This is a genomic window from Microbacterium sp. USTB-Y (genome assembly GCF_023703415.1).
Lineage (GTDB): Bacteria > Actinomycetota > Actinomycetes > Actinomycetales > Microbacteriaceae > Microbacterium.
Genome location: NZ_JAGMTU010000002.1, coordinates 554,800 through 578,237, shown reverse-complemented (window position 1 = coordinate 578,237; position 23,438 = coordinate 554,800). Strand labels below are relative to the sequence as shown.

Below are 23,438 nucleotides of genomic sequence, written 5' to 3'. Positions count from 1 at the left end.
TCCGCAGAGAACTCTCTGCAAAGAAGTGCTTGCAAAGAGTGTCTTGCAAAGGTATCTTTGCAAGCATGACGGAGAACGAAGCATCCCGAACGGACGAGACGTCCGAGGAGCGCACGCTCGACGCGGGCGCCCTGAAGGCGCTGGCGCACCCGCTGCGCGTGCGGATCCTGGATCTGCTCGCGGAGCGCGGCCCGCAGACGGCGAGCTCGCTCGCGACGCTGATCGGGGAGAGCTCGGGCGTCACCAGCTATCACCTGCGGGCGCTCGCCGCCCGCGACCTCATCCACGAGGTCGCCGACCTCGGCACCGCGCGCGAGCGCTGGTGGGAGCGCCCCCGCGGACGCATGTCGTTCTCCGGACCCACCGATGAGATGACGCCGTCCGGGCGCGCGGCGGCGCAGATCGTGGAGGACGAGTTCTTCCGCAACCGTCATCAGCGGCTCATGGACCATCTGCACCGGCCGCAGTCGCAGGTGCCGCAGGAGTGGCGCGACGCCGCGCATCACGTGACGACGATGCTCGACATGACCGCGGCGCAACTGCAGGAGCTCGGGGAGCGCATCGATGTGGTCATCGACGAGGCCGTGCAGCTCTACCGCGACCAGTCCGGGCCCGACGTGCGCCGCGTCACCATCCGCGCCGACCTGTTCGACCTGCCCGACGCCCGCCCCCGGGCTGCGGCGCAGCACCGCACCACCGAGACCGAGGAGCTGTCATGACCGCCGCAACGCTGCACATCGCCGCCCCGACCTTCGTCGAGCGCGCGGGGCTTCGCATCGCCGATGCGATCACCGCGCGTGTGCGCGAGCGCATGGAGCGCCGCGCCGAGCGTCGTGCGCTCGCTCTGGACCTGCTCCGCGAGCAGCAGGCGCGCAAGGCGGTGGATCCGTTCGTCCTCGAGCACGCGCTGCAGATGCTCGGATCCCGCTCGCGCTGAGAGCGCCGCCGGCCGCCTCGCGCCGGCGTCCGTTCGAGAATCAGTCGTCGAACGGACGGACCACGACCTCGCCGGACGCGGTGCGCGAGACCTCCCAGCCGGTGTCGAGCTCGGCGATCGGCCGGCCCTCCAGCCAGGTGAGCGTCCACGTGCCGCGGAGCAGGTTCAGCGCTCCGGTCTGCAGGCTCAGCGTTCCGCCGGCCACGCTCCGGGCCTCGGCGTCGGCGATCGCCGGACGCAGGGCCGCGGGTACCGAAGCCGGCGGCTCGGATCCGGCGGCCCAGCGCGTCCCGAGCTGCATCACGCCCCCTCGGTCTGCGCCACGGAGTCAGCGGAGTCCAGCTCGATCGCGGTGACGAGGAGCTCCTCGGCCTCCACGAAACCGAGCTCCGCGATGCGCCCCACGGCGCGCAGATCGTCGGCGGCCGCCTCGAGCGCCGCGATCTCCGCGGCCGGAGCGGCAATGGTCGCGGACGACACCGGGGTCTTCTGCGAGGCCTTCGCCTCCGTCTTCGCACGGCGGATGCCGATCAGCGCCTTGCTCGCCGTCGCGAGGACGGCGGGATCGCCCGCGTCGCCCCGCGGCTCCGGCCAGGCCGCGGTGTGCACCGAGCCGTCCTCGAACCAGCTCCAGGCCTCCTCGGTCGCGAACGAGACGATCGGGGCGAGCAGGCGCAGCAGCGTCGACAGCGCGAGGCGCAGGGCGAGGGCCGCCGAGGCCTGACCCACGTTCGTGCGGTCGTAGGCGCGCTCCTTGACCAGCTCGAGGTAGTCGTCGCAGAACGTCCAGAAGAACGCCTCGGTGATCTCCAGCGCGCGGGCCTGATCGTAGTTCTCGAACGCCGTGGTCGCGTCGCGCACCACACCGTCCAGGGTGGCGAGCATGGACGCGTCCAGCGCGTGCGTGATCTCCGCACCCTCCGGAACGGGGAAGGACAGCACGAACTTCGCCGCGTTGAGGATCTTGATCGCGAGGCGGCGGCCGATCTTCACCTGCGTCGGGTTCTGCGGGTCGAACGCGGCGTCCGCGCCGAGGCGGCTGGAGGCCGACCAGTAGCGGACCGCGTCGGATCCGTGTGCATCGAGGATGTCGGCCGGAGTGACCACGTTGCCCTTGGACTTGGACATCTTCTTGCGGTCGGGGTCGACGATGAAGCCGCTGATCGCGGCGTTGCGCCAGGGGGAGCGGCCGTCCTCGAGCGTCGAGCGCAGCATCGTCGAGAACAGCCAGGTGCGGATGATGTCCTGCCCCTGCGGGCGCAGATCCATCGGCGCCACGAGCTCCCAGAGCTCGGCGTCCCGTTCCCAGCCGCCCGCGAGCTGCGGGGTGAGCGAAGAGGTCGCCCAGGTGTCGAGGATGTCGGCCTCGGCGTCGAAGCCGCCCGGGACGCCGCGCTGCTCGGCGGTGTAGCCGTCCGGCACGTCGGTGGTCGGGTCGATCGGGAGTGCGGCGAGATCGGGCTGGAGCACGCGGTCGTAGTCGCGCTCGCCGTTCTCGTCGAGCGCGTACCAGAGCGGGATCGGCACGCCGAAGAAGCGCTGCCGGGAGACCAGCCAGTCGCCGGTGAGGCCGCCCACCCAGTTCTCGTAGCGCACCCGCATGAACTCCGGGTGCCAGTTCAGCGCCGCGCCGTGCGCGAGCAGCTGGTCGCGGAGCTCGGTGTCGCGGGCGCCGTTGCGGATGTACCACTGGCGGGTCGATACGATCTCGAGCGGGCGGTCGCCCTTCTCGAAGAACTTCACCGCGTGGTTGAACGGCTTGCCGACCGCCGTCATCGCGCCGGTCTCCTGCAGCTTCTCCACGAGCGCCTTGCGGGCGGAGAAGACGGTCTTGCCCGCCATGTTCTCCCCGTACCAGGCGGCGGCGTCGGCGTCGCGCACCGAGCCCGGGGCGTCGGGCAGGAAGCGCCCGTCGAGGCCGATCGTGGTCATGTTCGGCAGGTCGCGGCCGTCCGTGGTGCGCAGCTCGCGCCACCACACGATGTCGGTCACGTCGCCGAAGGTGCAGACCATCGCCGCTCCCGTGCCCTTGTCGGGCTGGGCGAGGTGGTGGCCGTGGATCTCGATGTCCGCGTCGAAGAAGGGGGTCCGGACCTTCGTCCCGATGAGGTGCTTGTGCGGGCCCTCCGGGTGGGTCACGATCGCGACGCACGCGGGGAGCAGCTCGGGACGGGTCGTCTCGATCGTGATGTGGCCGGATCCGTCCGCGAACGGGAAGTCGATGGTGTGGTACGAGGCCTGCTGATCGCGATCCTCGAGCTCGGCCTGGGCGATCGCGGAGCGGAAGTCCACGTCCCACAGGGTCGGCGCGAGGGACTGGTAGGCCTCGCCGCGCTCGATGTTGCGCAGGAAGGCCAGCTGGCTCTGCCGGATCGAGTCGTCCGAGATCGTGCGATAGGTCTGCGTCCAGTCGACGCTGAGGCCGAGCTGGCGGAACAGCGCCTCGAACTGCTTCTCGTCCTCGACGGTGAGCTTCTCGCAGAGCTCGATGAAGTTGCGACGGCTGATCGGGAGCTGGTCCGCGGCGCGGGACGACTTGTTGTCACCGCCCTCGAACGGCGGCGTGAAGTCGGCGTCATAGGGGAGGGACGGATCGCAGCGCACGCCGTAGTAGTTCTGCACGCGGCGTTCGGTGGGCAGGCCGTTGTCGTCCCACCCCATCGGGTAGAACACGTTCTTGCCGCGCATGCGCTCGAAGCGCGCCTTGATGTCGGTGTGCGTGTAGCTGAACACATGCCCGATGTGCAGGCTGCCGCTCGCGGTCGGCGGGGGAGTGTCGATCGAGTAGACGCCCTCGCGACCGGTCTGGGCGGCGCGGATCCGGTCGAACAGGAACGTGCCGGACGTGCTCCACCGCTCACCCCACTTCGCTTCGAGGCCTTCCAGCGCGGGCTTGTCCGGAATCGGGTTCGTCGACATGGGTGTCTCCTCGTGCGATGTGTGCGGCACCGTGTGAGCGTGCCTGAGTGTGGGGTGTGCCGACAGTCTACCGGTCGCTCCGCCGCCCTCGATCCGGCCGCGGCCCCGCCCGCCCCTCAGAGGATCGCGAGCAGCTCCGGGGCCGCGCTCGCGCGCACCGCGTCGCGCGCCTCGACCGCCGTCGCGGCGTCCCGTGCCGCGGCCGCGAGCCGCTGGCAGTCGAGCTGCGTGTGGTGGGTGAGCGCCACGCGCACCGCGGGCACCTTGCCCGGTGCCATCGACAGGCTGCTGACGCCCAGCCCCACGAGCACGAGCGCGAGGAGCGGGTCGCCCGCCGACTCGCCGCACACGCCGAGCGGCTTGCCCGCGGTCCGGGCGCCGTCGGCCGCCGCCGCGATCATGTCGAGCACCGCGGGCTGCCAGGGGTCGAGGAGATCCGAGAGCTCGCCCTGCATCCGGTCGGCCGCCATGGTGTACTGCGCGAGGTCGTTCGTGCCGAGGCTGCCGAAGTCGACGGCGCCCAGCACGTGCGACGCGCGCAGGGCCGCCGCGGGGACCTCGATCATCACGCCGGCCCGGGGCAGGCCGTTCTCGTAGACGCGCCGCGCGAACCAGGCGGCCTCCTCGACGGTCGCGACCATCGGCGCCATCACGCGCACGTCGGCGCCGGTCTGTCTCGCGGCGGCGGCGAGCGCCTCCAACTGGGCGTCGAGCAGTTCCGGTCGCTCCGCCGACAGGCGCAGGCCCCGCCTTCCCAGCGCCGGGTTCTCCTCGGGGCCGAGGTCGGCGAACTTCAGCGGCTTGTCCGCGCCCGCGTCGAGCGTGCGCACGACGACGCGGCGCCCGCCGAACGGCTCGAACACGCGCCGGTACACCTCGGTCTGCTCGGCGACGGTGGGCGCGGTCTCGGCGGAGAGGAAGACGAACTCGGTGCGGAACAGCCCCACGCCCTCGAGATCCTGCGCGCCGGCGAGGACCGCGTCCTCGACACCGCCGATGTTGGCGAGCAGGGCGATCTCGAGACCGTCCTTGGTCCGGCCGGGCCCGGAGGATCCGGCCAGAGCCGCAGCCCGCCGTTCGCGGCGGGTCTGCTGCTCGGCGACGAGGGCCGGATCCGGGGCGACGACGACCTCACCGGTGTCGCCGTCCACGGCGATGAAGGTGCCCGGGGGGAGCTGCGTCGCTCCGGGCAGCTGCACGACGGCCGGGATGCCCATCTGCGCGGCCAGGATCGCGGTGTGGCTCGTCCGTCCGCCCGCCCGCGTGACGATCCCCGCGACGAGCGCGCGATCGAGGGTGGCGGTCTCCGCCGGCGCCAGGTCCTCGGCGACGACGATGCTCGGCACGGTGAAATCCGGGACGCCGGGGGCCGGCACGCCGAGCACCGCGGCGACGGCCCGGGATCCCACGTCGCGGAGGTCCGCGACCCGTTCGGCGAAGTAGCCGCCGAGGGCCTCGAACTTGACGACGAACTCCTCGACTGCGGCCGAGACCGCGGTCGCGGGGCCGACGCCGGCCCGCACGCCCGCCTGGGCCGCCTTGAGCAGCGACTTGTCGCGCGCCATCATCGCCGTGGCCTTCAGGATCGCCTGCGCGGTGTCCACGACGTGCTCCGCCTTGGCGTCCAGTGCGGCGGCGACGTCGGCGAAGGCCCGGGCGACGTCCGCCGCGGCCTGCTCGGCATCGGCGGGGGCCGGCTCGTCCTGCGGCGGCTGGACCGGCGGTGAGACCTGCACCACCGGACCGTACGCCGTTCCCGGGCTGACGCCGATTCCCTGCCGGACCTCGCCGGCGTGCTGCGTGGTCATCTCACTGCGCATCCAGGTCGGTGGACAGCAGCGCCACGAGACGGTCGAGCACGGCGTCCGCGTCGGCGCCCTCGGCGGTCAGGACGACCTCTTCGCCGTGCTTGGCGCCCAGGGCGATGACGCCGAGGATGCTGGTCGCGTCGACGGCGTCCTCCCCGGGGCGGCCGATCTCGACGTCGAGCCCCGAGTCCGCCGCCGCTTCGACGAAGAGCGAGGCGGGACGGGCGTGGAGGCCGACGGACGAGGCGATGGTGACGGTACGGGTGGCCATGATGTTCTCCTTCGAAGGGGTGGGTGTTCAGACGGCGACGGGTTGGGCGGGAGCGGCTTCGGACTGCTCGACGCGCCTCTTCAGCGACAGGGTCTTCAGCAGGGTGATGATGAGCGCCATCACGACGACGCCGATGACCAGCGCGAGCAGGAAGAGCAGGGGAGCGCCGATCAGGGGGAGGACCCAGATCCCACCGTGCGGCGCGCGGAGGGTGACGCCGAACACCATGCACAGGCCGCCCGTGACCGCCGATCCGATGACCGACGACACGATCACCCGGATGGGGTCCGCGGCCGCGAACGGGATCGCGCCCTCGGAGATGAACGACAGCCCGAGCAGCCAGGCCGCCTTGCCGTTCTCGCGCTCCGGCTCGGTGAAGAGCTTCGGACGCACGACGGTGGCGAGGGCCATCGCCAGCGGCGCCACCATGCCGGCCGCCATGACCGCGGCCATGATCTTCAGCTGTGGGGCATCGGTGGCCGCTCCGGCGGCGGCGAGACCGGTGGTCGCGAACGCGTACGCGGTCTTGTTGACCGGACCGCCGAGGTCGAATCCCATCATCGCGCCGAGCACGATGCCGAGCACGAGCGCCCCTGCGCCGGTCATCCCGTTCAGCCATCCGTTGAGCTGGGTCATGAGCCAGACGATCGGACGGCCGAGGATCGTGATGAACAGACCGGCGGTGATCAGCGTCGAGAGCAGCGGGATCACGACGACCGGCATGACACCGCGGACGCCCTTGTGCACGGGCCAGCGCGAGATCCAGCGCGCGATGAATCCGGCGAGGAAACCGGTGACGAGGCCGCCGAGGAATCCGGCGTTCATGGTGGCCGCGATCGCGCCGCCGACGATGCCGGGGACGAGTCCGGGGCGGTCCGCGATCGCGAAGGCGATGAACCCCGAGAGGATCGGGACCAGGAAGCCGAACGACGCGGCTCCCATCACGAACAGCAGCCCGCCCCAGGACATCAGGCTCAGAGGGTCGAAGTGCTGGGCGATGTTCGTCGCGTCGGCCGCCGTGAGGTTGAACTTCACGACCTCGAGCGCCCCGGACTCGCCGACCGCGATCTGCGCGATCATGAACGAGAGCGCGATGAGGATGCCTCCGGCCGCGACGAACGGGATCATGTACGACACGCCGGTCATCAGCCACTGCCGGATCTTCGTTCCGATCCTGGCGTCGGCCTCCACCTTCGTGGTGAGGCCTCCGGCCGCGGGACCGGCGGCGGCCGCCGCAGCGGCCTTGCTCGGGTCGGCCGCCCACTCCTCGGCGAGGGCCGCAGCACGCTCGATGAGCTCGGGGCCGTCGGAGATCGCCTTCTTGACGGGGACGTCGACGGTGGGCTTGCCCGCGAAGCGTCCCGCGTCCTTCACCGCCAGGTCGTGCGCGAACACGACGGCGTCGGCTGCGGCGATCTGGGCGGCGGTGAGCGGTGTGGATCCTGCCGAGCCCTGGGTCTCCACGGTGATCGTGTGCCCCGCGGCCTTGGCAGCCCGTTCCAGGGCTTCGGCGGCCATGTACGTGTGCGCGATGCCGGTCGGGCACGAGGTCACGCCGACGAGGGTGAGCGAGCGACCGGGGGCGTTCGAGGACGGACCCGGCTCTGCGGCGGGCGCCGCTGCGGGGGCGTCGGCGGGCGCGGGGGTCGTGGCCGAGGCAGGCGGGGTCGCCGGCGCCTCGTCGAGCTGCACATGCTCGCCGACGATCGCGACCACCTCGGCGGGGGTCGTCGCCGACAGCAGCGCCTCCCGGAACTCCGAGCGCATCAGCGCCCTGGCGAGCTTCGGCAGCATCTGCATGTGGGCGTCGCCGCCGGCCTCGGGCGCGGCGATGAGGAACACGAGGCGCGCAGGGCCGTCCTTGGCGCCCCAGTCGATCCCGTCCCGGGTGCGGCCGAAGACGAGCGAGGGCTCCGTGATCGCGGCGCTGCGGGCGTGCGGGATGCCGATGCCGCCGGGGAGCCCGGTGGCCATCTTCGACTCGCGCTCGCGGACGTCGGCCAGGAACCGGTCGAGGTCCGTGCAGCGGCCCGTGGCGACGAGCCGCGACGCGAGGGCGGCGGTCGCCTCGTGCCGGTCGGCGCCGGTGAGATCGAGCACGACCTGTTCTTCGTTGATCAGTGCCATGAGGGATTCCTTCCGTGGAGGAGGTCAGTCCGCGAGGGGGAGTTCGCGGTCGGGGGAGGAGGACACCGTGACGCGGACGTCGCGGACATCGGCGGGGGCCGGAACCTGGCTGCCGGGCAGGGCCACGGCGGCGGTGCCCCAGCGGACGCCCTCGGCGAGGGCGTCCTGGGGAGCCCGGCCCGCGCCGAGCGCGAACAGGAATCCCGCGAGCATGCAGTCGCCGGCGGCGACCGTGGACACGACCTCGGCCGCGGCGGCGGTCGCGTGCCACGTTCCGGTCTCGGCGACGAGCAGGGCGCCGTCCCGGCCGAGGCTCACGGCGACCAGGTCGACGCCGCCGCGCTGCAGCGCCTGCGCCGCGTCGAGCACGGCGCCGAGCGTGAGCAGATCTCGGCCGACCAGCTCTCCGAGCTCATCCCGATTCGGCTTGATGAGCGTCGGCTGCGCGTCGACGGCGGCGGCGAGCGGAGACCCGGAGGTGTCGATCGCGACGCGGATGCCCCGCTCGTGCGCGCCGCGGACCAGGCGGCCGTAGAAGTCCTCCGGAGCCCCGAGGGGGAGGCTGCCGCCGCCGGACAGCCAGCCGCCGGAGGGAACGTCCGCGAGCGCGTTCTCGATGAGCGCGTCGACCTCGGCCGGATCCAGCAGCGGTCCGGGCTCGTTGAGTTTGGTGGTGGTGCCGTCCGGCTCGAGCACGCTGATGTTCATGCGCACGCTGCCGTGGATCGGCACGGCGACGACGGGCACGGAAGCCGCGCGGCAGAGCGCTTCGAGCAGTCCGCCCTCGAGCCCGCCCGAGGGGAGCACCGCGCGGGTCGCACCGCCCATCGCGGCGACGGCGCGGGAGACGTTGAGTCCCTTGCCGCCGGGGTCGACCCGGCTGGACGTCGCCCGGAGCACCTCGCCGCGGGTGAGCGCGTCGATCGTGATCGCGCGGTCGATGCTCGGATTGGGGGTGAGGGTGACGATCACGCGAGCACGACCTTCGGTCCTGCGGCGCGCAGCGCCTCGACGGCGTCGGAGTCCGCCCCGGTGTCGGTGAGGATCGCATGGAGCTCGTCGACGCGCGCGAAGCGCTGGAGGTGGACGGCGCCGAGCTTGCTGGAGTCGGCGACGAGGATGCGGGTGCGCGCGGCCTCGAGCATCGCGCGCTTCACGGCCGCCTCGTCCTGATCCGGCGTCGAGAGACCGTGGTCGGCGTCGAAGCCGTTGGTGCCCAGGAAGGCGACGTCCACGGCGAGCTCGGAGAGCGCGCCGATCGCCCAGGGGCCGACTGCCGCGCCGGTCACGGTGCGCACCCGGCCGCCGATCAGCAGGAGCGTGATGTTGCGCTGACCGGCGAGGGCGCCGGCGATGAGGGTGTTGTTGGTCACGACCGTCAGCTGCGTGTCGGCGGGGATGAGCTCGGCGATGGCGAGGGTGGTGGATCCGGAGTCGAGGAGGATCGTGCCGCCATCGGGCAGCTCCTGCAGTGCGCGCGTCGCGATGCGCAGCTTCGCCTCCGAATGCTGGCCGATGCGGGCGGCGAGGGTGAGCTCGGGGAGGGACGGCTGTGCCGGGAGCGCGCCGCCGTGGACGCGGCGGATGAGGCCCTGCTGCTCCAGCACGGCGAGATCCCTCCGGACGGTCTCTGTCGTGACGTCCAGGAACTCGGCGAGGCCTGCGACGTCGACGCGCCCGTCCTGCTGCGCGCGCTCGTGGATGCGCTGCTGCCGCTCCGCTGCGTACATCGGGCTCCCTCGCCGTCTTCCGACCGCCTCGATCGAGGCGTTGAGCCACTTTCCCACACAAAGCGACAGAAAACAACACAAACAAAGAAGAAGACCACAATCCACCGGGATCCGGAGGCGCGCGATAGATCCACCCCGTCCACAAACCGCTAGCCTGGAGTCTCCCGATCCCCGCCCACAGCACTCCCGAGGAACACCCATGCCTGCTCCGCTCCGGCGCCGACTTCTGCCGCTCGCCGCTCTCGCCGCGGTCGCCGCCCTCGCCCTCACCGCCTGCTCGGGGTCGTCCGGCTCCGGTTCGTCCGACGCGAACGGCGAGATCGTCTGGGGCGTCGACGGCAGCCTGCTCTCGAGCGGGAAGATGGATCCGCAGACCAGCCAGCTCGACGTGACCGCCATGGTGCAGCGCGCCGTGCTCGACTCGCTCGTCTTCCAGAAGGCGGACGGCACCTTCGTGCCGTGGCTCGCGAAGAAGTGGGAGGTCTCCGCGGACGGAACCGCCTACACGTTCCACCTGCGTGACGATGTCACCTTCACCGACGGCGAGAAGTTCGACGCGGCCGCCGTGAAGGCGAACTTCGATCGGATCGCCGATCCCGCGACCAAATCCGCCCAGGCCGCGAGCATGCTCGGCGGCGACCTGTATCAGGGCACCGAGGTGGTCGACCCCACCACCGTGAAGGTGACGTTCTCGCAGCCCTACGCGCCGTTCCTGCAGGCGGCGAGCACCGCGCAGCTCGGCTTCTACGCGCCGAAGGTGCTCGCCGAGCACTCCGCGGACCTCGCCGCGGGCGGCAAGGGCATCACGGTCGGCACCGGGCCGTTCGAGCTCACCTCCTACACGCCGGATCAGGAGATCGTCTACACCCGCAACACGAAGTACGCGTGGGCGCCCGAGGGCGAGAAGGCGCCGGCCTTCAAGACCCTGCGCGTGCAGATCCTTCCCGAGGCCTCGGTGCGCAGCGGCTCCGTGTCGTCGGGCGAGATCGACCTCGCCTCGCAGCTGCCCCCGAACCTGGTCTCCCAGGTCAAGGGCTCCGCGTCCGTGAAGTCGGTGCAGGTGCCCGGGCTTCCGTACTCGCTGTTCCTCAATGAGCGCAACGGCGTGTTCGCCGACCAGAAGGTGCGCGAGGCCTTCACCCGCGCGATCGACGTCGACACTGCGGTGGACAAGATCTTCTTCGGGCAGTTCCCCCGCGCATGGAGCATCCTCGGACCGACCACCCCGGGTTACGACAAGAGCCTCGAGAAGAGCTGGCCCTTCGACAAGGACCTGGCGAACAGCCTGCTCGACGAGGCGAGCTGGACCCAGCGCGGCGCCGACGGCATCCGCACCAAGAACGGCCAGCGGCTGACGGCGAACTGGATCGCCTGGACCCCGGTGTCCGACGACCACGCCGCGCTCGCGAACGCGATCCAGTCCGACCTCAAGTCGGTCGGCTTCGAGGTCACCCGCGAGACGCTCGAGCCGGGCGCGTACAACGAGAAGTACGGCCCGAAGACCTTCGACATCACGGATTGGGACTTCTCCGGCGTCGATCCGGATCTGCTGCGCAGCCACCTGGCGACCGACGGCTTCCAGAACGCCTCCTCGGTGAGCGACCCGAAGCTCGACCAGCTCCTGAAGGACGGCATCGCGACGACCGACGCCGCGGCGCGCGCGAAGGTCTACGTGCAGATCCAGCAGTGGAACGCGAAGGACGACGCGATCGTGCCGCTCTACGTGACCTCGGCCATCACGGCGGTGGGCGACACGGTGACGGGCCTCGGCTTCGACATCTACGGGCGGCCGCTGTTCTTCGGCACCGGCGTGAAGTGAGCGCGGTTCGCGGTATCGTCCGCTCGTGACCGATCGTCCTGCCCGGCCGAGAGCGGCTGTCCCGCCGCGTGCCGGCGCGCTCCTGCGCCGGATCGGCGGGGCGGCGCTGTCGGTCGTGCTCGTCCTCTGGGGGGCGGCGACGCTGTCGTTCCTCGCGTTCCGCGTGCTGCCCGGCGATCCGGTGAGCGTCATGCTCGGCCCTCAGGCCCAGGTGAGCGAGGCGGTCAAGGACCGGATCCGGGCGGAGCTCGGGCTCGACCGCCCGCTCTGGCAGCAGTACCTGTCGATGCTGGGTGATCTGCTGCGCGGGGATCTCGGAACGTCCTATCAGCTGCGCATGCCGGTGAGCGAGGTGATCGGACGGCAGCTCGGCGCGACGCTGCAGCTCACGGCCGCCGCCCTCGCGATCGCCGTGCTTCTCGCGCTCGCCGGAGTGCTGATCGCGCGTCGGCCGTTCGCCCGCGGCCTCCTCGCGGCGGGAGAGCTGATCGTCCTGTCCTCGCCCGTGTTCTGGATCGGCCTGCTGCTGCTCACGGTGTTCGCGTTCGGCCTGGGCTGGTTCCCCGTGGCGGGCTCGAGGACCGGGGCGAGCCTCGTGCTGCCCGCGGTCACCCTGGCGCTGCCCGTCGCGGCGTTGCTGGGCCAGGTGCTGCGCGACGGCGTGGAGGCGGCCGAGCGACAGCCCTGGGCGCTGACCGTGCGCGCCCGCGGTGCCGACCACGCGCGGCTCACGCTGCGGCACACCCTCCGGCACGGCTCCCTCGGGGCAGTGACGCTGAGCGCGTACCTCGTGGGCTCGCTGCTGGGCGGTGCGGTGCTCGTGGAGACGGTCTTCGCGCGCCCGGGGCTCGGACGGGTGACGCTGGCGGCGATCACGGGGCGGGATCTGCCGGTGGTCACGGGGATCATCCTCTTCAGCGCCCTCGTGTTCGTCGTCGTGAACACGGTGGTGGAGCTGGTGGCGCCCGTCCTGGACCCCCGGCTGCGCGTCTCTTCCGCCGTCGGCGACGTCTCCGCGCCTTCGGAGGCCGGACGATGATGCTGCTGCGCCGGATCCTGCTCGCGCTCGCCGTGCTCGTGCTGACGACGGTCGTGATCGCCGCCGTCGTGCCCGCACTGCTGGCCCCCGTCGATCCGCTGCAGACCCACGTCCGTGATGCGCTGCTGCCGCCCGGACCCGGGCACCCGTTCGGCACCGACCAGAGCGGGCGCGACGTGTACGCCCGGGTCGTGCACGGCGCAGGACGCTCGCTCGGCATCGGCGTCCTCGCGACCGGCCTGGCGCTCCTGGCCGGCCTGATCGTCGGCGCGCTCGCCGGCGTCTCGCCGCGCCCGGTCGATGCGGTGCTCATGCGCACCAACGACGTGCTGATGGCGTTCCCGGAATTCCTGCTGGCACTGGTCGTCGTCGCGATCCTCGGCCCCGGTGCCGCGAACGTCGCGATCGGGGTGACCCTGGCCGCGATCCCGGTGTACATGCGGCTCGCTCGAGCCCAGACGCAGGTGCTGCGCCGGGCCGAGCACGTGGAGGCGGCTCGGATCCTCGGGGTCGGGCCGTTCACGGCGTTCCGCCGGCACGTCGCCCCCGGCGTCCTCGGGGCGCTCAGCGTGCTCGCCACGATCGGTCTCGGATCCAGCATCCTTGCCGCCGCCGGTCTCAGCTTCCTCGGCCTCGGCCCCGCCGAGCCCTCGCCCGAGTGGGGGCTCATGCTCGCGGGCGGGCGCAATGTGCTGGGGCAGGCGTGGTGGATCGCGGTGTTCCCCGGGCTCGCGATCACGCTGACCGTGCTGTCGGCGACGTTCCTCGGCCGCACGCTGCGCGCCCGGGCCGAGGGGAGGCGCGCATGAGCGGCGCGGGTTCCGTGTCCGGCGCCCCGCCCGCACTCCAGGTGCAGGGACTGCGGATCGGCATCGAGGGACGGACGCTCGTCGACGGCGTCTCCTTCGCGGTCGCCCCCGGGGAGTGCGTCGCGCTCGTCGGCGAATCGGGGGCGGGGAAGTCCCTCACCGTACGCGCGCTGCTCGGCCTGCTGCCGGAGCGGGCCGCGGTCTCGGCGACGAGGCTCGAGGTCGGCGGTGTCGACACCACGGCGCTGTCCGAACGCGGCTGGCGCGCGCTCCGCGGGGCGCGGATCGCCCTGGTCTCGCAGGATGCCCTGGTCTCCCTGGATCCGCTGCGCCGCATCGGCGCGGAGGTCGCGGAGCCGCTGGAGATCCACAGGTCCCTTCCGCGCGCCGCGCGGGAAGCCCGCGTGCGGAAGCTGCTCGTCGACGTCGCGATGCCGGAGCCGGAGCGGCGCGCCCGGCAGCGCCCGCACGAGCTGTCCGGCGGACTGCGTCAGCGCGCTCTCATCGCCAGCGCGCTCGCGGCCGATCCCACGGTGCTCATCGCGGACGAGCCGACCACCGCCCTCGACGCGACCGTGCAGGCCAGAGTCCTGGCGCTGCTGCGCCGGATCGCGGACGACGGCACCGCGGTCGTCTTCGTCAGCCACGACATGGCCGCCGTGCGCCGGATCGCCGACCGCGTCGTGGTGCTGCGCGACGGGCGCGTGGTCGAGCACGGGCCCGCGGCGGACGTGCTCGCAGCGCCGCACGAGGAGTACACGCGGGAACTGGTGCTCGCCTCGTCGCGAACACCGCGGATCCCACCCCCGGGCGATGCGCCGGTGCTGGCCGAGGTGGTCGGGATCGGCAAGAGCTTCGACCGCCCGGTGCTGCACGGGGTGTCGTTCGCACTGCACCGCGGTCGCACCCTCGGCGTGGTGGGGGAGTCGGGATCCGGGAAGACGACCCTGGCCCGCATCCTGCTCGGCGTCGAGCGCGCCGACACCGGGGCCGTCACGTGGGCGGGCGGTGTGCGACCGCGGATCCAGCTGGTGCACCAGAACCCGCTGGGGGCGTTCGATCCGCGCTGGACGATCGGTCGTTCGCTGGGGGAGGCGCTCGCCGCCGGCGGCGTTCCGCGTGCGCAACGGGCGGTGCGCACGATCGACCTGCTGCGCGAGGTGGGACTGGATCCCGCGCTCGCGGCACGGCGTCCGGCCGCGCTCTCGGGAGGGCAGCGCCAGCGCGCGGCGATCGCGCGCGCCCTCGCGGCGGAGCCCGAGGTGCTCGTGCTCGACGAGCCGGTGTCGGCGCTGGACGCGACCGTGCGGGCGCGGATCCTGGCGCTGCTGGATCGCCTGCAACGCGAGCGCGGGCTGACGATGCTCCTCGTCTCGCACGATCTCGGCGTGATCGCGTCGGTGGCCGACGACCTGATCGTGATGCAGGACGGCGCGATCGTCGAACAGGGTCCCGCCGCGGGAGTGCTGGAGTCGCCCCGGCATCCGTTCACCCGCGATCTGCTCGCCGCGTCCGCTCCGTAGCGCGGCGCTGCGCGCGCGGTGCGGTGCGGGCGGTGCGTGCGGTGCGCGTGGTGCGTGCGGTGCGGGCGCGCGTGCTGTGCTCTGCTTGCGCGCGTGCGCGGCACCACGCGGCCGTTCGCCAGCCGCGGAGATGTGCGAGATCTTCGGAGGGATCCGGGGGATTCGTCCGAAGTTCGGGGACATCTCCGATTCAGACGTACGCCACGGGGCTGCCGAAGGCCCGAGGAGCCGCGTGCAATCGTCCTGCACAGGAGCATCGGCGGGGGAGTTGTCCACCGGAACCGTGGATCGCACTCTCCATCGCTTTCGTCCGGACAAGAGTGGACGCATGAGCCCCCATCGCATCCCGGATCCGATCGACCTCGTCGCCGACCGCGGCGGCGTCGTGCGCGTCGCCGTACTGACGGAGGCGGGCATCGGACGGCGTGCGCTTGAGCGCGCGCTGCGGTCCGGTCGGCTGCTCCGCGTGCGCCGGGGCTGGGTGGCGACGAACGATGCGGATCCGGTGCTGGTGGCGGCGGCGCGCGAGGGAGTGGTGATCACCTGCATCTCACAGGCGTCGCGGCTCGGCCTCTGGGTGCATGAGGCCGACTCGCGGCAGCATGTCGGAGCGGATCCGAAGTCTGCGGGCCGGAAGACGAGACGCGCGCACGTGCACTGGTTCACGCCGATCGTGCCGCGTCCTCCCGACCTGCTCGAGGATCCGATCGAGAACGTGCTGGCCGCCGTGGCCTCCTGCGAGCCGTTCGAGCGGGCCCTCGCGACCTGGGAGTCGGCGTTGAACAAGGGACTCGTGACTCTCGAAGGTCTCGCCGGCTACTCCTGGAAGCCGACGGCGCGCCGCATCCTCGCAGAGGCGACGCCGTTCGCCGACGCCGGCCTGGAGACCTATCTGCGGCCTCGGCTCGCCTGGCTGCGGCTGCCGATCCGGATCCAGAGCTGGATCGCGGGCCATCGCGTGGATGTGCTCATCGGCGACCGTCTCGTCCTGCAGATCGACGGCGCGCATCACGTCGGCGCGCAGCGCAGCGAGGATATCCGGCACGACGCCGAATTGCGCCTCATGGGCTATCACGTGATCCGCGTGAGCTACGCGCAGATGATGCACGCGTGGCCCGTCGTGCAGGATCTCGTCATGCGCGCCGTCGCACAGGGGTTGCACCGTGCCGCGTGATCCCGGCGTGCCAGGCCGCCCACCCGGCGCCGGACCTCCCCGCGGACATCCCGGGCCCCGGACACCCCGGGCCCCGGACATCTCGGGCCCCGGACTTCTCGGGCCCCGGACATCTCGAGCCCCCGGACATCCCGAGCCTCCGGACCTCCCGACCGCGCGGACGCCCCGAGCCCTCGGACCTCCCGCGCTCACAGGCGTCTCGCGCGGAGAAGTACGCGTATTTCGGAGGGATTAGGCCGAGAACTCCGAGGATCCTGCTCTTCTCCGCGGATGCTGCACGGAAGGTTCGGTTCTCCGCGGGTGTTGCGCGAGGGGGGCGGTTCTCCGGGGGTGCTGCGCGAGGGGTCGGTTCTCCGGCGGTGATGCGTGAAGAGGGCGGTTCTCCGGGGTGCTGTGCGGAGGGCGGTTCTCCGGGGGGCTGTGCGGAGGGCGGTTCTCCGGGGGTGCTGCGCGGAGCGGTCGGTTCTGGACGTCGCCGCTGCGCGGGGCGGTCAGTCCTGGACGTCGATGCCGGCGGCGCGGGCGAAGACGGGCGCGAGGAGCTCGACCTGCCGCGCGGTGAGGGTGGCGCCGCGCAGCGCCGTCACGTCGAGGAACGCGAGCGCATCCAGTCCGCGCAGGTCGAGGCCGTCCGCGCGCAGTCCGCGGGTGTCGACCTCGTCCGCGCTGCAGCGCTCGAACCGCACCCGGGTGGCCGTGGCGGCGGGCAGGTCGACCGTCGCGAGGGTGCAGTCCGTGATGAGCGAATCCTGGATCTTGGCGGCGGCGAGGGACAGGTAGTCGACCCTGGCGTGCTCGAGGATCAGCTCCGCCACGTGGGCGCCGGAGAGATCCAGCGTGCCGATCCGCCCGCCGGAGATGCGCAGCCTGCGGATCGTGGCGTCCTTGAGTGAGAGGACCGGCGTGCGGGCATCCACGATCTCGACGTCCAGAAGGGTCGCTCCGGTCAGGTCGACGCCCTCCGCGGTGCCGGACAGCGAGCACTGCTCGAACTGCGCGTGCGCGAGATCCGCGGAGAGCGGGATCCGCTGGCCCACGTGGTCGCCGTGACGGCGACCGACGGCATCGTCGAGATTGTCCGGCAGATCGGGCGGCGAGACGCGGGGCGGCTGAGGGCGTTCGGTGCTGCGGGCCATGTCACGACCCTAGGGCCCGTCGCCGACAGCGGCTCATCGCGTGATGCCCTACCCGGCCGGCAGGGCCGGCTGTCTCGGTGCGGGCGACATCCACGGAGATGGACGCCAAGTTCGGACGGATCCGTCGGATTCCTCCGAGGAACGCGCACATCTCCGCGCGAAGCGCCCGCGGTGCGGGCGGGGAAGGGGGCCGAGGCGCGGCACCGGCCACGGCGGCGTTAGACTGGTCGGCACGAGCATCGATCCGGCAATCACCGGGGAGCTCTCGGAAGAACGTCCCGCCCTGCGGTCGCTGAGCCAGTCGAAGCGCCGGAGACGGGGTCAGTAGAACCGAGCGGGGCAGGCCCGTAACAGCCGCAGTGAGAGTGGCGGTTCGGCCCTTCGGCAGGCTCGGAGGACCGGACGGCAATGCAGGGTGGTACCGCGGTCCGCAGGATCGTCCCGGCGCGCAGCTCCCGCCCGCCACCGACACTGCGAGACACGATGACCTACCCGCGCACCTCTCCCACCGGATCCTCCTTCGGTCCGGCCGCCGTCACGCCGAGCCCGCGCTTCCCCGAGATCGAGCGCGAGGTGCTCGCGTTCTGGGAGGCCGACGACACCTTCCGTGCGTCGATCGCGCAGCGCGAGGGCGCCGAGGAGTGGGTCTTCTACGACGGCCCGCCGTTCGCCAACGGCCTGCCGCACTACGGTCACCTGCTCACGGGCTACGCGAAGGACCTGTTCCCGCGCTTCCAGACCATGCTCGGCAAGAAGGTCGACCGTGTGTTCGGGTGGGACACGCACGGCCTTCCCGCCGAGCTCGAGGCAATGAAGCAGCTCGGGATCACCGAGAAGGACGAGATCGAGCAGATGGGGATCGACGTCTTCAACGCGAAGGCGCGGGAGTCCGTGCTCGCTTACACGCACGAGTGGCAGGACTACGTCACCCGCCAGGCGCGCTGGGTCGACTTCGAGCGCGGCTACAAGACGCTCGACCTGAGCTACATGGAGAGCGTGCTCTGGGCCTTCAAGACCCTGCACGACAAGGGCCTCGCCTACGAGGGGTACCGTGTGCTCCCGTACTGCTGGCGCGATGAGACGCCGCTGAGCGCGCACGAGCTGCGCATGGACGACGACGTCTACAAGGAGCGTCAGGATCCCTCGGTCACGGTGAGCTTCCCGCTCTCCGGGGAGAAGGCGGCGGCCCTGGGCCTCGAGGGCGTCCGGGCGCTGGCCTGGACCACGACCCCCTGGACCCTGCCGACCAACCTCGCGCTCGCCGTGGGGCCCGAGATCGTCTACGCCGTGCTGCCGGTCGGGCCGAACGGCGCGTCCGAGGGCGCCCAGGGCGACCGCTTCCTGCTCGCGCGGGACCTGCTCAGCGGCTACGCGAAGGACCTCGGCTACGACAGCGCGGAGGACGCGCTCGCCGCGGTCTCCGCGACGGTGACCGGGGCCGAGCTCGGCGGCGTGACGTACGACCGCCTCTTCGACTACTACGCCGATGCCGAGACCTGGGGCACCGAGAACGCCTGGCAGATCCTCGTCGACGACTACGTCACGACCAGCGACGGCACGGGCATCGTGCACCAGGCCCCCGCCTATGGTGAGGACGACCAGCGCGTCGCCGGCGCCGCGGGGATCCCCACGATCCTGTCGCTCGACGAGGGCGGGCGCTTCCTGCCGAACGTGACGGACGTCGCGGGCGAGCTCTGGATGGACGCGAACACGCCGCTCGTGCGCCTGCTGCGCGGGAACGGCCGCCTGCTGCGCCTGCAGAGCTACCTGCACTCCTACCCGCACTGCTGGCGCTGCCGGAACCCCCTCATCTACAAGGCGGTCTCCAGCTGGTTCGTGCGCGTCACGGACTTCAAGGACGACATGCTCGCGAACAACGAGCAGATCACCTGGGTGCCGGAGAACGTCAAGCACGGCCAGTTCGGCAAGTGGCTCGAGGGCGCGCGCGACTGGTCGATCAGCCGCAACCGGTACTGGGGATCCCCGATCCCGATCTGGAAGAGCGACGACCCGGAGCACCCGCGCGTCGACGCCTACGGATCCCTCGCCGAGCTGGAGCGCGACTTCGGCCGCCTCCCGCGCAACGCCGAGGGCGAGGTGGATCTGCACCGCCCGTTCATCGACGAGCTCACCCGCCCGAACCCCGACGACCCCACCGGCAAGAGCACGATGCGCCGCATCGAGGACGTCTTCGACGTGTGGTTCGACTCCGGATCCATGCCGTTCGCGCAGGTGCACTATCCCTTCGAGAACCAGGAGTGGTTCGACTCGCACTCGCCGGCCGACTTCATCGTCGAGTACATCGGGCAGACCCGCGGCTGGTTCTACCTCATGCACGTGCTGTCGACCGCGCTCTTCGACCGCCCCGCGTTCACCGGCGTGAGCTGCCACGGCATCGTGCTCGGATCCGACGGCTACAAGATGTCGAAGTCGCTGCGCAACTACCCGGACGTCTCCGAGGTCTTCGACCGCGACGGATCCGACGCGATGCGCTGGTTCCTCATGTCGAGCTCGGTGCTGCGCGGCGGCAACCTGTCCGTGACGGAGGAGGGGATCCGGGCCGGCGTGCGCGAGTTCATCCTGCCGCTGTGGAACTCGTGGTACTTCTTCGCCACCTACGCGAACGCCGCCGCCGGGCCCGACGGCTCCGGCTACGAGGCGCGCTGGCGCACGGACTCGACCGACGTGCTGGACCGGTACATCCTGGCGCGCACGGGCGACCTCGTCCGCGGCGTGCAGGAGGACCTGGAGGGGCTCGACTCGACCACTGCGGCGTCGCGCCTGCGCGACTTCGCCGAGGTGCTCACGAACTGGTACATCCGGCGCTCCCGCGACCGGTTCTGGGTGGGCGTCGATCCGTCCGACCCCGCGACGACCGAGGCCTTCGACACGCTCTACACCGTGCTCGAGACGCTGACCCGCGTCGCGGCCCCGCTCGTGCCGCTCATCGGCGAGCGCGTGTGGCAGGGCCTCACCGGCGGGCGCAGCGTGCACCTGACCGACTGGCCCGATGCCGAGCTGTTCCCGCACGCCGACGACGTGCGCGATGCGATGGACGCCGTGCGCGAGCTGTCCAGCGTCGGCAACGCGCTGCGCAAGAAGGAGAAGCTGCGGGTGCGCCTGCCCCTGGCCCGGTTCACCGTCGTGTCCCCGAACGCGGCGACGCTCGCGCCCTTCGAGGAGATCCTCCGCGACGAGCTCAACGTCAAGGCGGTCGAGCTCGTCGCCCAGGGCGAGGGCACGGCGGCGGAGTACGGCATCAGCCACCGCCTCAGCGTCAACGCCCGCGCAGCCGGACCGCGGCTCGGCAAGGACGTGCAGCGCGTGATCCGCGCCGCGAAGGACGGCTTCTGGACCGAGGAGGACGGGGTGGTGACGGCCGACGGCATCGCCCTGGAGCCGCACGAGTACGAGCTCGCCCTGGAGACCACGGGACGCCCGGAAGGGGAGGCGCTCGCCGTCGTCCCCACCGGCGGGTTCGTGCTGCTCGACACCGCGACCACGCCCGAGCTGGAGGCGGAGGGCCTCGCGCGCGACGTGATCCGCGCCGTGCAGGACACCCGCAAGAACGCCGGCTTCGATGTGAGCGACCGCATCCGCCTGCAGCTGCGCTTCGCCGACCCGGACGACGCCGCGGCGGTCCGCTCGGCGTTCGCCGTGGCCGCGGTGGCCGAGGAGACGCTCGCGGTCGAGGCGGACGTGCTCGACGCGGGGGCCGAGTTCGCCACGGCCGAGTTCGTGGCGGACATCGAGAAGGGCACCTACGCGAACCGCGGCGCCTTCGCCGTCGCCGTGAGCCGGATCGGAGATGCATCATGACCGATGACCGTGAGCGCGCCGACGCCGTGTACTCCGCGCTGCTGGAGCGCGCGGGGGAGCGGTGGGTCCAGCCCCGCAAGGAGCGCACGGCCCGCCTCCTCGAGCTCATGGACGACCCGCAGAAGACGTACCGGGTCGTGCACCTCACCGGCACGAACGGCAAGACCTCGACCGCACGGATGATCGAGAGCCTGCTGCGGGCGCACGGGCTGCGCACCGGCCTGTTCACGAGCCCGCATCTGGAGCGCTTCACCGAGCGGATCATGATCGACGGCGAGTCGATCGCCGACGCCGCCGTGGCCGACGCCTGGGAGGAGGTGGAGCCCTTCGTCGGGATCGTGGACGCCGAGCTCGAGGCCGCGGGCGATGCGCCGCTCACCTTCTTCGAGCTGCTCACCGTGCTAGCCTTCGTGGCCTGCGCCGACGCCCCCATCGACGTCCTCGTGCTCGAGGTCGGGATGGGCGGATCCTGGGACTCCACGAACACGGCGGACGGCGACGTCGCGGTGTTCACCCCGATCGACCTCGACCACTCCGATCGCCTGGGCGACACGATCGCGAAGATCGCGGAGGTGAAGGCCGGGATCATCAAGGACGGCGCCGCCGTGGTCTCCTCGCGGCAGACGCCCGAGGCCGAAGCCGTGCTGCGCCGGGTCGCGGCGGAACGCGGGGCGAGCATCGCGTTCGAAGGCCAGGACTTCGCCCTCGTCGAGCAGCGGCTCGCCGTCGGCGGCCAGCAGATCACCGTACGGGGTCTTGCCGGGCAGTACTCCGAGGAGTACCTGCCGCTGTACGGCGAGCACCAGGGCTTCAATGCCGCGCTCGCGATCGCCGCCGTCGAGTCGCTCATCGGCGGTGCGCAGCACGCGATCGTGGGCGACGTCCTCGCCGAGGGACTGCAGGGCGCGACCTCGCCGGGCCGTCTGCAGCTGCTCGGCATCGCCCCGACCGTGGTCGTGGACGCGGCCCACAACCCGCACGGCGCGCGCGCCCTCGCCGCTGCCCTGAAGGACAGCTTCGACTTCGACGAGTGGGGCCTCGTGCTCGGTGTGCTCGGCGACAAGGACGCGGCCGGCATCGTCGAGACGCTGCTGCCGTCGGTCGAGCACGTGTTCGCGACCGCCCCGGACTCCGATCGCGCGAGCGATCCCGACGCGATCGCGGATCTCGTGGAGCGCGCCGGCGGCCGTGCCACGGTGCACCCGACCCTGGCCGACGCCGCGGACGCGGCACGCGAATGGGCCGCATCCGCCGAGCGCCGCGCGGTGATCATCGCCGGATCCGTCGTGCTCGCGGGCGAGGCGATCTCGCTGGCGGCGGATGAGGACTGGAAGAGCGGATGGCGCGCGTGACCGACGAGACCGCCCCCGGATCCGCCGCGGTGAAGCCTCGCCGGGCCCGTCCGCCGCGGGGCCTCGCCCAGAAGCTCGGGTCGATCATCCTCGCCTTCGAAGCGATCGTGGTCGGCCTCGCGGGCCTCACGATCTTCGGCCTGAAGGCGCTGGGGCCCGACATCGAGCCGTGGTGGGGCATCGTCGGCGGCGCCGTCGTCGGCGTGGCCATGCTCGTCGCCGCGGGTCTCATGGGCAGCAGGGCGGGAATCGTGATGGGATGGATCCTGCAGGTCATCGTCCTGCTGTCCGCCATCCTGGTGCCCGCGATCCTGCTGGTCGTGATCGTCTTCGGCGGCATGTGGGCCTATGCGATGATCGTCGGCGGACGCGCGGATCGCGCCGCTCGCGCGGCAGGCTCCGCGACCCGTCCGGCAGACCCCGCCGCGCACAGCTCCACCGACCCCGCTGGAAACGACAGAGAGTGACTGACATGCCCACCGAAGAGACCCTCGTCCTGGTCAAGCCCGACGGAGTCGCACGCGGCCTCACCGGCGCGATCCTCGCCCGCATCGAGGCCAAGGGCTATGCGCTGGTCGACATCCGTCTCGTCGACCCCGACCGCGACCTCCTCGCCGCGCACTACGCCGAGCACGAGGGCAAGCCGTTCTACGAGCCGCTCCTCGAGTTCATGCTCTCGGGCCCGTCCGTGGCGATCCGCCTGGCGGGCAACCGCGTCATCGAGGGCTTCCGCTCGCTGGCCGGCACCACCGACCCGACCACGGCCGCACCCGGCACGATCCGCGGCGACTTCGGCCGCGACTGGGGGCTGAAGGTGCAGCAGAACCTCGTGCACGGCTCGGACTCGCCCGAGTCCGCCGCGCGCGAGCTCGGCATCTGGTTCGGCTGAGCTGAAGCGCGCCACGAGGCCCCGTGCTCCCGAGGGAGCACGGGGCCTTCTGCGTGGAGTTGTGCGCTCCGGCGCAATGCCCCTAC

General features: G+C 71.9%; 19 protein-coding genes. 11 read left to right on the top strand and 8 right to left on the bottom strand.

What is annotated here, in order from left to right; genetic code table 11:
- Positions 1–65 precede the first annotated feature (65 nt).
- On the top strand, positions 66–719 hold the full coding sequence (locus J8G10_RS06410; protein WP_251441752.1) for a helix-turn-helix domain-containing protein: 654 nt from the start codon (positions 66–68) through the stop codon (positions 717–719).
- Positions 716–937 (top strand): hypothetical protein, encoded by a 222-nt coding sequence (locus J8G10_RS06405; protein WP_251441751.1) that lies wholly within the window; start codon positions 716–718, stop codon positions 935–937. Before J8G10_RS06410 ends, J8G10_RS06405 begins: the two co-directional genes overlap by 4 nt.
- A 40-nt stretch (positions 938–977) precedes the next feature.
- Here J8G10_RS06405 and J8G10_RS06400 read toward each other — a convergent pair whose 3' ends face one another.
- From J8G10_RS06400 to J8G10_RS06370, 7 genes are all read right to left on the bottom strand, one after another.
- Positions 978–1,238, bottom strand: coding sequence for a hypothetical protein (locus J8G10_RS06400; RefSeq protein ID WP_251442396.1), 261 nt, complete (start codon positions 1,236–1,238; stop codon positions 978–980).
- Complete coding sequence (gene valS, locus J8G10_RS06395) at positions 1,238–3,856, bottom strand: valine--tRNA ligase (RefSeq protein ID WP_251441750.1); 2,619 nt, start codon at positions 3,854–3,856, stop codon at positions 1,238–1,240. Before valS ends, J8G10_RS06400 begins: the two co-directional genes overlap by 1 nt.
- A gap of 116 nt (positions 3,857–3,972) precedes the next feature.
- Positions 3,973–5,664: a phosphoenolpyruvate--protein phosphotransferase gene (ptsP, locus tag J8G10_RS06390; protein ID WP_251441749.1), complete on the bottom strand. Its 1,692-nt coding sequence runs from the start codon at positions 5,662–5,664 to the stop codon at positions 3,973–3,975.
- A gap of 1 nt (position 5,665) precedes the next feature.
- On the bottom strand, positions 5,666–5,935 hold the full coding sequence (locus tag J8G10_RS06385; protein WP_251441740.1) for an HPr family phosphocarrier protein: 270 nt from the start codon (positions 5,933–5,935) through the stop codon (positions 5,666–5,668).
- A gap of 27 nt (positions 5,936–5,962) precedes the next feature.
- A complete protein-coding gene (locus tag J8G10_RS06380; RefSeq protein ID WP_251441738.1) occupies positions 5,963–8,062 on the bottom strand; it encodes a fructose-specific PTS transporter subunit EIIC in 2,100 nt (699 codons plus the stop codon).
- Positions 8,063–8,086: 24 nt separating this feature from the next.
- Positions 8,087–9,034: a 1-phosphofructokinase gene (pfkB, locus tag J8G10_RS06375; RefSeq protein WP_251441736.1), complete on the bottom strand. Its 948-nt coding sequence runs from the start codon at positions 9,032–9,034 to the stop codon at positions 8,087–8,089.
- Complete coding sequence (locus tag J8G10_RS06370; protein WP_251441734.1) at positions 9,031–9,792, bottom strand: DeoR/GlpR family DNA-binding transcription regulator; 762 nt, start codon at positions 9,790–9,792, stop codon at positions 9,031–9,033. Before J8G10_RS06370 ends, pfkB begins: the two co-directional genes overlap by 4 nt.
- 199 nt (positions 9,793–9,991) lie before the next feature.
- Between J8G10_RS06370 and J8G10_RS06365 the strand changes: the two genes are divergently transcribed.
- The 5 genes from J8G10_RS06365 (at position 9,992) to J8G10_RS06345 (ending at position 16,156) form a co-directional block, all read left to right on the top strand.
- A complete protein-coding gene (locus tag J8G10_RS06365; RefSeq protein WP_251441732.1) occupies positions 9,992–11,611 on the top strand; it encodes an ABC transporter substrate-binding protein in 1,620 nt (539 codons plus the stop codon).
- A 25-nt stretch (positions 11,612–11,636) separates the two neighbouring features.
- On the top strand, positions 11,637–12,650 hold the full coding sequence (locus J8G10_RS06360; protein WP_251441731.1) for an ABC transporter permease: 1,014 nt from the start codon (positions 11,637–11,639) through the stop codon (positions 12,648–12,650).
- Entirely contained in the window at positions 12,647–13,459 is an 813-nt protein-coding gene (locus tag J8G10_RS06355) for an ABC transporter permease (protein WP_251441730.1), read from the top strand. The genes J8G10_RS06360 and J8G10_RS06355 overlap by 4 nt, the downstream gene beginning before the upstream one ends.
- Entirely contained in the window at positions 13,456–14,982 is a 1,527-nt protein-coding gene (locus J8G10_RS06350; RefSeq protein WP_251441729.1) for an ABC transporter ATP-binding protein, read from the top strand. Before J8G10_RS06355 ends, J8G10_RS06350 begins: the two co-directional genes overlap by 4 nt.
- A gap of 328 nt (positions 14,983–15,310) precedes the next feature.
- Positions 15,311–16,156, top strand: coding sequence for a type IV toxin-antitoxin system AbiEi family antitoxin domain-containing protein (locus tag J8G10_RS06345; protein ID WP_251441728.1), 846 nt, complete (start codon positions 15,311–15,313; stop codon positions 16,154–16,156).
- Positions 16,157–16,647: 491 nt separating this feature from the next.
- Here J8G10_RS06345 and J8G10_RS06335 read toward each other — a convergent pair whose 3' ends face one another.
- Complete coding sequence (locus tag J8G10_RS06335; RefSeq protein WP_251441727.1) at positions 16,648–17,292, bottom strand: pentapeptide repeat-containing protein; 645 nt, start codon at positions 17,290–17,292, stop codon at positions 16,648–16,650.
- 483 nt (positions 17,293–17,775) lie between these two features.
- Between J8G10_RS06335 and ileS the strand changes: the two genes are divergently transcribed.
- From ileS to ndk, 4 genes are read left to right on the top strand one after another with little or no spacing between them, the layout of a single operon-like run.
- On the top strand, positions 17,776–21,111 hold the full coding sequence (gene ileS / locus J8G10_RS06330) for an isoleucine--tRNA ligase (protein WP_251441726.1): 3,336 nt from the start codon (positions 17,776–17,778) through the stop codon (positions 21,109–21,111).
- Positions 21,108–22,463 carry a folylpolyglutamate synthase/dihydrofolate synthase family protein gene (locus J8G10_RS06325; protein WP_251441725.1) on the top strand — a complete coding sequence of 452 codons (1,356 nt, stop codon included), beginning with the start codon at positions 21,108–21,110 and terminating at the stop codon, positions 22,461–22,463. Before ileS ends, J8G10_RS06325 begins: the two co-directional genes overlap by 4 nt.
- Positions 22,451–22,930, top strand: coding sequence for a DUF4233 domain-containing protein (locus J8G10_RS06320; protein ID WP_251441724.1), 480 nt, complete (start codon positions 22,451–22,453; stop codon positions 22,928–22,930). Before J8G10_RS06325 ends, J8G10_RS06320 begins: the two co-directional genes overlap by 13 nt.
- A gap of 5 nt (positions 22,931–22,935) precedes the next feature.
- The gene (ndk, locus tag J8G10_RS06315) at positions 22,936–23,352 is read left to right on the top strand and encodes a nucleoside-diphosphate kinase (RefSeq protein ID WP_045272553.1); all 417 of its coding nucleotides are present in this window, start codon (positions 22,936–22,938) and stop codon (positions 23,350–23,352) included.
- The last annotated feature ends 86 nt before the right edge of the window (positions 23,353–23,438 follow it).

Coding starts and splice junctions, on each gene's coding strand:
- J8G10_RS06355 (WP_251441730.1), top strand. CDS start 12,647: ATGATGCTGCTGCGCCGGATCCTGCTCGCGCTCGCCGTGCTCGTGCTG.
- J8G10_RS06365 (WP_251441732.1), top strand. CDS start 9,992: ATGCCTGCTCCGCTCCGGCGCCGACTTCTGCCGCTCGCCGCTCTCGCC.
- J8G10_RS06370 (WP_251441734.1), bottom strand. CDS start 9,792: ATGTACGCAGCGGAGCGGCAGCAGCGCATCCACGAGCGCGCGCAGCAG.
- J8G10_RS06385 (WP_251441740.1), bottom strand. CDS start 5,935: ATGGCCACCCGTACCGTCACCATCGCCTCGTCCGTCGGCCTCCACGCC.
- J8G10_RS06405 (WP_251441751.1), top strand. CDS start 716: ATGACCGCCGCAACGCTGCACATCGCCGCCCCGACCTTCGTCGAGCGC.
- J8G10_RS06350 (WP_251441729.1), top strand. CDS start 13,456: ATGAGCGGCGCGGGTTCCGTGTCCGGCGCCCCGCCCGCACTCCAGGTG.
- J8G10_RS06335 (WP_251441727.1), bottom strand. CDS start 17,292: ATGGCCCGCAGCACCGAACGCCCTCAGCCGCCCCGCGTCTCGCCGCCC.
- J8G10_RS06380 (WP_251441738.1), bottom strand. CDS start 8,062: ATGGCACTGATCAACGAAGAACAGGTCGTGCTCGATCTCACCGGCGCC.
- ndk (WP_045272553.1), top strand. CDS start 22,936: ATGCCCACCGAAGAGACCCTCGTCCTGGTCAAGCCCGACGGAGTCGCA.
- J8G10_RS06400 (WP_251442396.1), bottom strand. CDS start 1,238: ATGCAGCTCGGGACGCGCTGGGCCGCCGGATCCGAGCCGCCGGCTTCG.
- J8G10_RS06320 (WP_251441724.1), top strand. CDS start 22,451: ATGGCGCGCGTGACCGACGAGACCGCCCCCGGATCCGCCGCGGTGAAG.
- ileS (WP_251441726.1), top strand. CDS start 17,776: ATGACCTACCCGCGCACCTCTCCCACCGGATCCTCCTTCGGTCCGGCC.
- J8G10_RS06345 (WP_251441728.1), top strand. CDS start 15,311: ATGAGCCCCCATCGCATCCCGGATCCGATCGACCTCGTCGCCGACCGC.
- J8G10_RS06410 (WP_251441752.1), top strand. CDS start 66: ATGACGGAGAACGAAGCATCCCGAACGGACGAGACGTCCGAGGAGCGC.
- J8G10_RS06325 (WP_251441725.1), top strand. CDS start 21,108: ATGACCGATGACCGTGAGCGCGCCGACGCCGTGTACTCCGCGCTGCTG.
- valS (WP_251441750.1), bottom strand. CDS start 3,856: ATGTCGACGAACCCGATTCCGGACAAGCCCGCGCTGGAAGGCCTCGAA.
- ptsP (WP_251441749.1), bottom strand. CDS start 5,664: ATGACCACGCAGCACGCCGGCGAGGTCCGGCAGGGAATCGGCGTCAGC.